Genomic DNA, 11,290 nt, shown 5'->3' on the forward strand with positions numbered 1-11,290 from the left:
GGAGGGAAAGTCGTAGTGAAGTCTAGAAATTGGATAATTTATTTTTTGGAGTTCCTTTAAAAAAAAGTAATTTTGAAGTCCCCAAGAGGTGGGGGATTCAGATCCGCGAGTCGTACAGAATTTATGCTGAATTCTAACGACTGACGCCTTTATTCTGTTTCAATAAGTCTAATAATACGATCGCCTTCACCAATTCTTCTGGATCTACAGGCTTGGAAATATGCTGTTGAAATCCAGCAGCGATCGCTTGCTGATGATCTATCTCACTAGCGTAGACAGTTAAAGCGATCGCTGTAATTGTCCCACCTTGCTCTAGTTGCAAACTCCTTATTTGTCGCATCAACATGTAACCATCCATTTCTGGCATCCCAATATCGCTTATGAGCAAATTTGGCTGGGATTGACTCAGTGCAGTTAAAGCTTCAATGGCTGAGGCTACAGCAATCACAGTTGCACCATATTGCTCCAGCATGAAAGGCAAAAACTCTCGCATATCTGCGTCATCATCCACCACGAGAATCTTTAAGCCAGACAAGGGTAAGGACTGATCTTCCACAAGTGAGGAGTTATCTTTTGTATCCTTGCTTCCTTTGCTTTCATTCTCTAAGCATGGAATTTTGACAGTGAAAGTTGCTCCTTGTTCTTCGCCCAAGCTATGAGCTTGAACAGTTCCCCCGTGAAGTTCTACAAGATGCCGGACGATTGCTAATCCTAAACCTAAACCGCCAAATTTTCGAGTTGTGGCACTATCTGCTTGACGGAAATAATCAAAGACATAAGGTAAGAACTCAGGTGCAATCCCCTTCCCTGTGTCAGTGACACAGATTTGTACCTGTGAGCCAATTTGCTCTAATTTAATTTTTACTTCTCCCCCAGTGGGAGTAAACTTGATGGCATTAGAAAGGATATTCCAAAAAACTTGTGGCAATGCGCTCTAATGCTCGTTCTGCTGTTTTTTGTGCTTGCTGTGCTTCTTGGTAAAGGCGGACATTATCAATGGCGATCGCAGCTTGCACTTCCTCATTTGTATAAGGGAATGTCACCCCAAAAAGTTTTAAAGCTTCTAATCCCAATGTCACTCTTAAAATTGCATCAACAAGTGCATTCGCTGTTTCTTCAATAGATTGTTCACCAATAATCGCTAAAACTTCTGAATCAAAGCGACTACCAATACAAGAGGCTAACTTAAGCACCTGTTGAGTTGCGGCTGGCAGTTTTTGCATCCGCCCAATCATCAAACTAACAATATTATCTGTAATCCCTTGGGCTTTAATCTGAGTTAAATTCCATTGCCACCCCCCTTTACTTCCCCCCTTAGTAAGGGGGGAAGTAAAGGGGGGTCAAAATTCAGCAGATTTTCTTGGTGCAGTGTTTTTAGAAACTCGTTGATAAAAAAAGGATTGCCGTCAGTTTTTTGGATAATCAATTGAGCAAGAGGTTCTACTTGTTCTACTGAACTATGTAAGGTATCAGCAATCAATTGATTTACATAAACAAGATTTAAGGGTCTAGCAACTGATCGAGCGATCGCGCCTCAAAATCCTCCATAATTAAATAAGGGATTCCCTGATGCATCTCTAAGGCGTAAGCTTTAACTACGGCTGCGGTGTTTAACCTGCGAGCGATCGCATACTCATGTTTGATTTGTTCAATATTATTGGGTGTACACTGTTCTGCACGTAGCCCTTTAATAATTACCGGACACTGATCTTTAACCCTAATTCCACGGTATATGACTGCTTTTACCCCTGCTTTTAATAAAGTAACAATTTGAAATCCGGGTAATGCAATCATCATGCCAAATACTCCAGCCGTGCTTCTTCAAATATAGTTCGAGCTTAATTGTATTTTAGATACATTTCCTTGGGCAGATGAAATTTAGATGATATTAAGTTTGGATAATTTACGTTCTGCTAACTCCCAAACGAAAAATAAGCTAAAATGCAAGCAGAGTAAGCATTTCCTGCTCAGAAAGTCCCCATGCTTGATAACCTGCAAACCCAAATTTACCAACTAGAACAATTTGCCAACAGCCTCGTTTCTAACCAATTGACACACCTTAGCGTGGTGAGTGTTGGTATCATCTTTGCTGCTGGCTTGCTTACCAGTCTTACACCCTGTATGCTTTCTATGCTGCCAATTACCATTGGTTACATTGGCGGTTATGAAGCTAAAAGTCGCTTGCAAGCAGCTGCCCAATCAACTTGGTTTGCTTTAGGATTAGCAACTACATTGGCAGGGCTTGGGATAATAGCAGCTTTTGTCGGAAAAGTCTACGGTCAAGTGGGAATTGGTTTGCCGATTATCGTCAGCATTATCGCCATTCTCATGGGGCTGAACTTATTAGAAGCGCTACCTTTGCAATTTCCATCCTTGGGCGAAACGAATTGGATTTCGCAAGATTTACCAGCAGGACTGCGTTCTTATTTGCTGGGGCTGACTTTCGGTTTAGTCGCATCCCCTTGTAGCACACCTGTTTTAGCTAGTTTGTTGGGCTGGATTGCCAATACACAAGACTTAATTTTAGGGGCTGTTTTGCTACTTTCTTACACAGCCGGTTATGTAGCACCATTGATTTTGGCGGGTACTTTTACAGCTTCAATTAAAAAGTTATTAGAATTGCGTCGCTGGTCTGGTTGGATTAACCCAGTTAGTGGGGCGCTGTTGGTAGGATTCGGTGTATTTTCTTTAATTTCTCGAATTCCCCTTGGCAGTTTTTAATATCAATACCTTTGTTAGATTTTACACATAATGACTTTAGAAGATTCAGCGTCGAAAGAATTAAAATGGTGGGCAGTACCTGGGCAGTTCTTACGGCAAGAGCTTTTGCCTGTACTGACAAACTTACGACTAGCGATCGCACTACTGCTATTGATTGCAATCTTTAGCTCCACTGGTACTGTAATTGAGCAAGGTCAATCACCCGCATTTTACCAGGCTAACTACCCAGAACATCCAGCTTTATTTGGTTTCTTAACTTGGAAGGTAATTCAGGTAGTTGGGTTAGACCATGTATATCGTACCTGGTGGTTTCTGGCATTACTCATTTTATTTGGTACTAGCTTAACTGCTTGTTCATTTACTCGTCAGTTACCAGCCTTAAAAGCTGCCCAACGCTGGAAATATTACGACGAACCACGGCAATTTCAAAAGTTAGCTTTAAGTGCAGAACTAGATACTTGTTCCCTCGATTCTCTCAGCCAAATATTACAGAAACGCCGCTATAAAATTTATCAAGATCAGGAAAAAGAAAATCTCCTTTATGCCCGTAAAGGAATAGTCGGACGCATCGGCCCAATTATCGTTCATATTGGTATCGTCGCTATTCTGATCGGGGGAATTTGGGGGGCGATGACTGGGTTTTTGGCTCAGGAAATGGTTGCCAGTGGCGATACATTTCAAGTGACAAATATTGTCGATGCTGGCCCTTTAGCCGCAAAAATCCCGAAAGATTGGTCTGTGCGAGTTAATCGTTTTTGGATTGACTATACACCATCTGGCGGCATTGATCAATTTTATTCAGATATGTCTGTCTTGAATAAACAGGGCGAGGAAGTAGACCATAAGAAGATTTTTGTCAATGAGCCTCTGCGCTATCATGGCATCACTTTCTATCAAACTGATTGGGGAATTGCAGGTGTTCGCGTCCAATTTAACAATAGCCCGGTTTTTCAGCTACCAATGGCGCAATTGAACACTAATGGACAAGGGCGCATTTGGGGAACGTGGGTTCCTACAAAACCAGATTTGAGTGAGGGTGTCTCCCTCTTAGCCAAAGACTTACAAGGGATGGTATTAATTTATGATCCCACAGGCAAACTCGTTGATACTGTCCGCGCTGGGATGTCTACCCAAGTTAATGGCGTGAAGCTGAAAATTCTGGATATCATTGGCAGCACTGGCTTACAAATTAAAGCCGATCCAGGTATACCAATTGTTTACTCAGGGTTTGGTTTACTAATGCTGGGTGTGGTAATGAGTTACTTTTCTCATTCACAAATATGGGCATTACAAAAAGGCGATCGCTTGTATGTGGGTGGCAAAACTAATCGCGCCCAAGTTGCTTTTGAACAAGAGGTTTTGGAGATTTTAGATCGCCTGAGTTCACAGCCAAAAGGTGAAGAAAAAGAGGCGGCGATTGAAGTTTAAATGCTTCAGGGGCGCAAAGTAAATCGCATAGGAACGCAGAGGATTACTTTGCGTTCCTTGCATTTCAAAGTTATTTACAATTAATTACGCTACTTCCACGGCTACAAATTGGAAAAATAATAGAGGTATTTATTAAACATTGGAACAAAAGATTTCTATGTCTGCTCAATTTCAATTCAAGGGACGCGTTTACCTTCTACCGTTAATAGCTATCGTGTTGAATATTGCTTCTTGCACTGCCAATAATCGAAACATCAACCGTGTTTCTCTTGTAGGTGCTGGGGCAAGTTTTCTCGCACCTTTGTACGAACGCTGGCTTTCAGATTATAACCAGCAAAATCCCAATGTAGAAATAAATTATCAAGCGATAGGAAGCAGTGCTGGAGTGCAACAACTCATTGAAGGTACTGTGGACTTTGCAGCTAGTGATGTAGGAATTACAAATGAACAAGCAGCTAAGATAAAACGGGGAGCGATCGCTTTACCCATAAGTGCTGGTTCTATTGTGCTGGCTTACAACCTTGCGCCAGTCGTCCGCCAGTCATCTCAAGTCAATCTGCCAACTGGTTTAAAGCTATCACGCCAAGTCTACGTAGATATCTTTCTCGGAAAAATAACGAATTGGAATCATCCGAAAATAGCTGTAGCTAATCCAGGAGTAAATTTGCCCAATTTACCGATTCAGGTTGTACACCGAACTGATGGTAGTGGGACTACAAGCGTATTTACGCAACATCTAAGTGCTATAAGTCCAGAATGGAAAAGCAAAGTTGCAGCCGGTAAATCTGTAGCATGGCCAGTGGGAATTGGTGGAAAGGGTAACGAAGGTGTTACCGCCTTAATTCAACAGATACCAGGAGCTATTGGCTATGTAGAATACGTCTACGCCAAACAAAATAAACTCCCTATGGCTGCTTTGGAAAATAAATTTGGTAATTATATTACGCCGACACCAGAATCTGTAGCTCAAACCTTAGAGGCAGTAAAATTACCTGCCGATAACTTGATTGCTTTTATCACCGATCCTATAGGTTCCCAGTCTTATCCCATCGTTACTTACACCTGGTTTTTAACTTATCACCAATATCCAAACCGAGTCAAAGCTCAAGCGCTGAAAAACTTTATTAATTGGGCTTTAATTGAGGGGCAAAAATCCAGTTTGGAACTTGGATATATTCCTTTGTCTCAAAAAGTTGTGATTCAAGTGCAATCTGCTGCAAAGAAGATTGGAGAATAAATAGTTTTTAGTTTAGGGTAGGCTGACGGCGTTATTTGATAATAAGAAATTATATCGTGTCCGCTTAATCAACCTGAGTAAAAAGTCCTGATTTTATTCGCCTAGCGTCTCGTAGAGAGGACTTTAGTCCTCACTACAAGCCAAAATTTTCATTATGGGTACTTGTGATGACGCACTTCAATCACGGTATGTACATTGCCGCGAGGCGTAAAATCTGCTTTTACAGTGGCTTCCAACGGATCGCAAGCAGCTACAAAATCATCCAAAATTTGATTGGCAGATTCCTCGTGGGAAATGTAGCGATCGCGGTAACTGTTAATGTAAAGCTTAAGCGCCTTCAATTCCACTACCCGTTCATCAGGTATATATGTAACGTAAATTGTCGCAAAGTCAGGATAACCAGAAAACGGACATTTACAAGTAAATTCCGGCAAAGTAATATTAATGTCATATCGCCTCCCCACACGCGGATTCGGAAAGGTAATTAGTTTACCTTCTGCAATATCGCGTTCGCCATACTTCATATCTTGGCTTGCCTGGGTTACACTTTCGGGTAATTTGTCATTTGTCATTTGTCATTAGTTATTTTACTTGTCTTTACGTCCTTTTATTAATTTTGTAGCTTTTTAACTCCTGACTCCCTACTCCCCACTCAATACTCTTCCTTCTCCCAGTCTGGACAATTCTCATCTTCACAACCGTGGGGATGCATGGCACAAACTAACAAATTACCACTATAAACTTGACCGTGGTAGTGAGTACAACCGATACACGCAGGATTTTTTTCGGCTGTGGGTTCAACTGAATAAGGAAAACCTGAATCTACATCTGCTACAATGTCTTCCAGTTCCCAGTAAGCTTCAAACATTGGTTCAGTCAAATCCTGTAAATACTGATCGACTTCAATGGCAATGTTAGGGACTTGCTCGGTGATTTCTTCCGTTAGCTCAAAAAAAGCGTCCACCATTTCACTCATTCCCAGGAAGAAACGCTCTACTTCATCAGCCACTGTTTCAACGATCTCTACTAAATCTTTTTGCCACTGTTCCATAAACTTGACACCTTTGCAGGCTATAAACAGGACGCTTTGTGTTATCTGGCTTGAAGGACTAGAGTAAACACTAAGCAATGTATCTTATCAAGTTTCTATCTGAAGTGCCATGTCAAACTGCTACTTCTTACTAATATTTCGATCAAACAATTCTTTTTATTGATCGCGTTGCAATCTTTTTAACTCGTTTTGCAGGTCTAACACTTCTTGCCGTAATTTTTCCGTATTATCATCACTTGCTTCCTCTTTCACCGTTGGTTCTTCATCTTCCTCTAAAATTTCAATGCGGCGAGGTTCAGAAGGAGGTGTTTTTTCAGAGGTTTCACCAGATGCTTGTGGCTGTTGGGCTTGCTTCATCATATCTTCAACGAAGCGGCGGGCTTCTTCTGTGTTCATTTCGCCCTTTGCCACCATTTCATCTGCCAGTTTTTGGACTTGCGATCGCACTTCGGCTAATTTTCCCCCTGCTTTCTCACCTGCGTAAGAAGCTAATCCAACACCGAGGTAAAAAGCTTTTTGAACAATATCTCCAAAACCAGCCATTCTCCCTGACCGCTCCTACAAATAGGGCGACCCGGAGACTACGCCTACCACAAGCCTCCCGTGTTGCTGCTACCTTCCGGTTCTGACAAGATTTGGGTGTTGCGATCGCATAGATCCAGGTCTACTCAAAGCATAACATTAAAAGTCAGTAATGTGTGTGTTATTCCATAACAATCCGCCATTCATAAAGCTGATAGTTGACGCAGCCGTGTTTCACCAACGGGTCAGCAGCTACAATTGCTTCTGCTTCTTCCTTTGAGGCTGCCTCAAACAGCAACATTCCGCCTTTTTGCTCTGCCCAATAGCCTGTTCGCGCTTTGTGTCCTTTAGCAATCAAGTTCTGAATGTAGGCTTTGTGGGCAGGTACATATTGGTCAAAGGTAGGTTTATCGACTTTCCCTTCTTCAATTTTTACAAACCACGGCATCTGCTTGTCATCTCCTATTACAAAGGACTTCCTACTAAAGTTATTACTCTTTTTGAGTAGCATTTTAGTAGCGAATAAACCCGATAACTATGGCAGAATTTGTAAACAACAAGATTCCCGATTTCTTAAATGAAGTCGGGAATCTGAGCAGGCGCGATTTTCAGTATTATAATCACTGGTCTGTTTGCAACTCGTCAAAGTCAAAGACCTCGGATGTACCGCTATTTTGATATCCCTTAGCACCGCGATCGCCTTGACCCCAAGATCCTGGCGGTTGAATTGGTACATTCCCGTTAGGATGAGGGACGGACATTGGATATACGCCAGAACCAGGTAAGCAAGAACCTCACTAATACTCAGTCTGCTTCATTTAGTTGGCATAGTGATTTCCCAAATTCCTTGATTTCCACCATATTCCAAAACATAAATCTTATTGCCGATAATCGCAGCGTCAATGGGATTACTAAAACCTTCAACAATGCGGGTAGCATTCAATTTATAGTTACTTCCTACTTTAGTTAACTTTAAATGCAATAGGTCTTGGCCGGAATCTTTAAAAGGGCCTGGTAGTGTTTCGCCAGTGGGGTCGCCTGTTGTAAAACTCAGCATGAATCCATCTCTGTTGAATTCTTGACTCAGTACTCCTTCTGTATCAAAAACTAAGCCCAAAGGAGAACGGTGTGCTGAAAAAGTACTCAAACTTTGCCCAAGAACACTGGCGTCTTTGACTTTTCCATCTTGAGGATCGCGGAAATTGTCTGCGTCCGGCCCAAAATTAGGAATTGGTTCAATCAAGTTTCCAGGCCGAGCAGGAAAGGTTGGATCGTTACGAAAGTAACCCCTTTGGACGGCGTTAAATTTGGGGCTTAATAAAAGGTCTTTGGCAGGATCATAATTGGGAAATTGTTGTGGGTTGTCTGTCCCACCAATCCGCCAGGGAAAGCCGTAATTACCACCTTGACGGAGCCAATTTAATTCTTCTGACATGTCGCGATCGGGGCCATTTTCTGTGCCAAATAAATCTCCATTGGGCGCAAAAGCCATATCGAAAGTATTACGTGTTCCTTCTGCAAAAATATAGCCACTTGCCTTTAAAGTTGCTCGATTGTTTGCAAGAAAAATATTTTTGCCATTAGCAGGCAGACGGAGTATACAAGCGGTTAATCCTACTTCGCGAGTATTAGGATATAGCCCATTAACAGACTGAACCTCACCGTGATCGGTACGAGAACCGCTATTCACATAGATAAAGTTACCATCCGGGCTAACAACCACGCCGTTGAAGCGATGGTCATAGGCTGTTTTGCTTTTGGGATAGCCTGCACTCTTAGCTAAGATAGACCAGACACGCTGTTCTGTACCCGACTTAATTTCGCCTTTAACAATAATTGCTTTAGTTTGGTTATTTACAAGGTCTGCATTGCCAACCAAATAAATTGTGCCATTAGGATCAATGGCCATTCCTTGAGTTTCACCTAGATTATGATTACTAGAGTTATACACAAGTCTACTATTAGACAAGCCTAAATTGACTTGATAAATATCACCATTTTGTTTGAGGTAATAGAGGGTATTGTTTCGTGGATCTTTTACAATCCGAACAGAAGCAGAGACTGATAAGGTATTCGTAATATTGCGAATCTGAATATCAGGACGCAAGGCTTTAGGTGCAGCATTTACTTCAGTAGCGCCATAATTTAATATAACTATTGTAAATAACAGCGTTTTAGCAGCAACGAAGTAGGTTTTGAGAGCAAACTTACCAATAAATCTGCGTTGCTTTTGGTTGGATGAGTTAATGCTATTCATTATTGCGTTCATAAAAGAGTCAGATAATTTTGTTGCTAAATGTACTTTAAGGAGGAACAATTTTAGAGATTCTGAGTTTGAGCAATCGATACTAAATAAATCGGCGTAAATAAATGAATTGTATTAAGGACTTTATTCCTGACAATCCTTGTTTTGAGTGATGAATCGCTCACTACGAACTAGGATTTTATTTTGTGTTTAATTATGCCTGCCTACTTAGTTTATAAATAGTCTTTTATTCAGGAACGGGGAAACATGCTCGTGTCCCTTTAACTAGTAGTAAAAGTATTCCCCAATCAGCCTTATTATGCAATACTTTTTTAAGTTGACAACGTTCTTATGCCAAACTGATTTCTAGTGTATAAGGAGCAGTGTTGCTATCACTAGAGCCAGAGAAAGTTCCGCCATCTTGGGGGAAGAAAGCATATTTACTCACTGAAATTGAGTAGGTTCCAGCATTTAATGAAGCGGTAATTAATGACCCAAAGTCGGGGCCACTATCATCATCACTTTGCAGTAAAATCCCAGCGTTGTTAAACAGTCCGATAACTGTATCATCAGTTGTCGCCGCAGTGATAGTCACAGTTCCTGGATTTGCTAGAGAAAATGTAAAAAAGTCGAAATCGGGATTGTCTGTTGGTTGAACTGTTACTAACTCACCTGAGAGATTAACGTCTGAGCCTGATAATAAAGAACCAAATCTTTCAGCGCTGCCTAGTGTATTATTTGTAGCTTGTCCAGCATTTTCCCCCTCATAGAAAAGGAAATCATTACTATCAAGTCTGAGATTTACTAGCCCCTGCACAATACCAATGATCTCATCTGGCTCTCCTCCAGGTTTGTCTAAAAATATTTGTGTATTAGTTCCAACAGATTGCAAGCGGTAGTTTTTTGGGGAGCCTTTAAGTTCTATTCGATCTTCACTAGGGTTGAAGTCAGTAATAGTAGCTAAGTCGCCAAGACCAGCATTCGTAGTGTTTTTATCGTCGTAGTAGACATTTATCGCGTCCCCAAGGACAAATCTATCTAGCCCAACGCCGCCAGTTAAAGTATCAGTCTCTCCTAATCCAGGTGAAAGGGGACTGCTAGGGAAAACACCGATGAGGATGTCGTTTCCAGACCCCCCATTGAGTATGTCATTGCCGGGCCCGCCCTGTAGACTATCATTGCCGTTATCACCATTGAGGGTATCATTGCCATTACTACCATCTAGCGTGTCATCGCCTGCTCTCCCATTCAGAGTGTTGTTAGCAGTATTACCAAACACTATGTTATTAAGGCTGTTACCTGTCCCGTTGATGGCGCTACCTTCCCTCAGTCTCAGGTTCTCCAGATTGGCATCCAGTGTGTAGGGGACAGAAGACCGGACAGTATCTATACCTGAATTATTAGCCTCGGTAATAGTGTCACTAGCACTGTCAATGACGTAAGTATCGTCGCCTACTCCCCCATTCAAGCTGTCACTACCCAAGCCACCATCCAGTGTATCATTGCCAATTTCACCGATTAAACTGTCGTTTCCCGTCCCGCCAAATAGATTATCATTACCATCTGCACCATTTAGTGTATCGTTACCAGACAAACTATTGGCATTACCACCATTAGCCCAACCATATATCGTATCATCTCCCGATGTCCCATTTCTGGTGTCAGGATTTGTAGTGCCGAAAATAACTACCATATTATTTTTCCTAAATTTCTAAATAATGCCTAATTTCGGCCTCAGTTACAGAACTTTTTATAAGTTCAATGTAGATTAATTAAAACTGTAGGTTTAAATACAGATGTTTTTTTAACCTAATTAATACCAATATTACTTAGAAAATATTAATTATTGATTTGGTTAATTATTGATTATGCAAATTGTAAGTAATTGGGTCAAAATTTTCAAAATTTATTTTGATTATTTTTCTATATTTAACTTACCTGTAATTACTTAATTAACATGAAATATAAAGTTACGTCAACTTGTTTACTAAATCTTAAAAATTTAATCTTTTGGATTTCTAATACTGTTAAAAATGGTTATAAACTTTAATTATTTTTTTTTTAAAAATTAATGTTTTTTTATAAA

12 protein-coding genes, 1 other RNA gene and 1 pseudogene are annotated in these 11,290 nt (G+C 40.9%); 3 read left to right on the forward strand and 11 right to left on the reverse strand.

Annotated elements, in window-relative coordinates; translation table 11 throughout:
• Positions 1-133 precede the first annotated feature (133 nt).
• The 3 genes and pseudogenes from ACFE90_RS30280 to ACFE90_RS30290 form a co-directional block, all read right to left on the reverse strand.
• Positions 134-928 (reverse strand): annotated as a pseudogene (locus ACFE90_RS30280) (ATP-binding protein); the annotation flags it as partial.
• Positions 897-1,223 carry a hypothetical protein gene (locus tag ACFE90_RS30285; RefSeq protein ID WP_375506055.1) on the reverse strand — a complete coding sequence of 109 codons (327 nt, stop codon included), beginning with the start codon at positions 1,221-1,223 and terminating at the stop codon, positions 897-899. The pseudogene ACFE90_RS30280 and the gene ACFE90_RS30285, both read right to left, overlap by 32 nt.
• A gap of 277 nt (positions 1,224-1,500) precedes the next feature.
• A complete protein-coding gene (locus ACFE90_RS30290; protein WP_375506056.1) occupies positions 1,501-1,797 on the reverse strand; it encodes a protein kinase in 297 nt (98 codons plus the stop codon).
• 183 nt (positions 1,798-1,980) lie between these two features.
• Here ACFE90_RS30290 and ACFE90_RS30295 point away from each other — a divergent pair, with 183 nt between their 5' ends.
• From ACFE90_RS30295 to pstS, 3 genes are all read left to right on the forward strand, one after another.
• Complete coding sequence (locus ACFE90_RS30295; RefSeq protein WP_375506057.1) at positions 1,981-2,721, forward strand: cytochrome c biogenesis protein CcdA; 741 nt, start codon at positions 1,981-1,983, stop codon at positions 2,719-2,721.
• Between the two features lie 30 nt (positions 2,722-2,751).
• A complete protein-coding gene (locus ACFE90_RS30300; RefSeq protein ID WP_375506058.1) occupies positions 2,752-4,149 on the forward strand; it encodes a cytochrome c biogenesis protein in 1,398 nt (465 codons plus the stop codon).
• A 157-nt stretch (positions 4,150-4,306) separates the two neighbouring features.
• Complete coding sequence (gene pstS / locus ACFE90_RS30305) at positions 4,307-5,386, forward strand: phosphate ABC transporter substrate-binding protein PstS (RefSeq protein WP_375506059.1); 1,080 nt, start codon at positions 4,307-4,309, stop codon at positions 5,384-5,386.
• Between the two features lie 152 nt (positions 5,387-5,538).
• Here the strand turns inward: pstS and queF are convergent, their stop codons facing one another.
• From queF to ACFE90_RS30345, 8 genes are all read right to left on the reverse strand, one after another.
• Positions 5,539-5,958, reverse strand: coding sequence for a preQ(1) synthase (gene queF / locus ACFE90_RS30310; RefSeq protein ID WP_375506060.1), 420 nt, complete (start codon positions 5,956-5,958; stop codon positions 5,539-5,541).
• 80 nt (positions 5,959-6,038) lie between these two features.
• Positions 6,039-6,437 (reverse strand): hypothetical protein, encoded by a 399-nt coding sequence (locus ACFE90_RS30315; RefSeq protein WP_375506061.1) that lies wholly within the window; start codon positions 6,435-6,437, stop codon positions 6,039-6,041.
• Positions 6,438-6,593: 156 nt separating this feature from the next.
• On the reverse strand, positions 6,594-6,980 hold the full coding sequence (locus ACFE90_RS30320) for a phasin family protein (protein ID WP_375506062.1): 387 nt from the start codon (positions 6,978-6,980) through the stop codon (positions 6,594-6,596).
• Between the two features lie 25 nt (positions 6,981-7,005).
• Positions 7,006-7,102: signal recognition particle sRNA small type (ffs, locus tag ACFE90_RS30325), an RNA gene on the reverse strand.
• Between the two features lie 38 nt (positions 7,103-7,140).
• On the reverse strand, positions 7,141-7,407 hold the full coding sequence (locus tag ACFE90_RS30330) for a YciI family protein (RefSeq protein WP_375506063.1): 267 nt from the start codon (positions 7,405-7,407) through the stop codon (positions 7,141-7,143).
• Between the two features lie 172 nt (positions 7,408-7,579).
• Positions 7,580-7,720 (reverse strand): hypothetical protein, encoded by a 141-nt coding sequence (locus ACFE90_RS30335; protein ID WP_375506064.1) that lies wholly within the window; start codon positions 7,718-7,720, stop codon positions 7,580-7,582.
• 53 nt (positions 7,721-7,773) lie between these two features.
• Positions 7,774-9,216, reverse strand: a complete 1,443-nt coding sequence (locus ACFE90_RS30340; RefSeq protein ID WP_375506065.1) for a PQQ-dependent sugar dehydrogenase — start codon at positions 9,214-9,216, stop codon at positions 7,774-7,776.
• 337 nt (positions 9,217-9,553) lie between these two features.
• Positions 9,554-10,897, reverse strand: coding sequence for a calcium-binding protein (locus ACFE90_RS30345; RefSeq protein WP_375506066.1), 1,344 nt, complete (start codon positions 10,895-10,897; stop codon positions 9,554-9,556).
• Positions 10,898-11,290: the final 393 nt, after the last annotated feature.

It is taken from the genome of uncultured Nostoc sp. (genome assembly GCF_964245445.1).
Classification (GTDB): Bacteria; Cyanobacteriota; Cyanobacteriia; order Cyanobacteriales; family Nostocaceae; genus Nostoc.

What these genes read in the sequence shown, in the direction of transcription:
- ACFE90_RS30285 (WP_375506055.1), bottom strand. Translation starts at nt 1,223, where the DNA reads ATGCAAAAACTGCCAGCCGCAACTCAACAGGTGCTTAAGTTAGCCTCT.
- pstS (WP_375506059.1), top strand. Translation starts at nt 4,307, where the DNA reads ATGTCTGCTCAATTTCAATTCAAGGGACGCGTTTACCTTCTACCGTTA.
- ACFE90_RS30320 (WP_375506062.1), bottom strand. Translation starts at nt 6,980, where the DNA reads ATGGCTGGTTTTGGAGATATTGTTCAAAAAGCTTTTTACCTCGGTGTT.
- queF (WP_375506060.1), bottom strand. Translation starts at nt 5,958, where the DNA reads ATGACAAATGACAAATTACCCGAAAGTGTAACCCAGGCAAGCCAAGAT.
- ACFE90_RS30315 (WP_375506061.1), bottom strand. Translation starts at nt 6,437, where the DNA reads ATGGAACAGTGGCAAAAAGATTTAGTAGAGATCGTTGAAACAGTGGCT.
- ACFE90_RS30340 (WP_375506065.1), bottom strand. Translation starts at nt 9,216, where the DNA reads ATGAATAGCATTAACTCATCCAACCAAAAGCAACGCAGATTTATTGGT.
- ACFE90_RS30290 (WP_375506056.1), bottom strand. Translation starts at nt 1,797, where the DNA reads ATGATGATTGCATTACCCGGATTTCAAATTGTTACTTTATTAAAAGCA.
- ACFE90_RS30330 (WP_375506063.1), bottom strand. Translation starts at nt 7,407, where the DNA reads ATGCCGTGGTTTGTAAAAATTGAAGAAGGGAAAGTCGATAAACCTACC.
- ACFE90_RS30300 (WP_375506058.1), top strand. Translation starts at nt 2,752, where the DNA reads ATGACTTTAGAAGATTCAGCGTCGAAAGAATTAAAATGGTGGGCAGTA.
- ACFE90_RS30345 (WP_375506066.1), bottom strand. Translation starts at nt 10,897, where the DNA reads ATGGTAGTTATTTTCGGCACTACAAATCCTGACACCAGAAATGGGACA.
- ACFE90_RS30335 (WP_375506064.1), bottom strand. Translation starts at nt 7,720, where the DNA reads ATGTCCGTCCCTCATCCTAACGGGAATGTACCAATTCAACCGCCAGGA.
- ACFE90_RS30295 (WP_375506057.1), top strand. Translation starts at nt 1,981, where the DNA reads ATGCTTGATAACCTGCAAACCCAAATTTACCAACTAGAACAATTTGCC.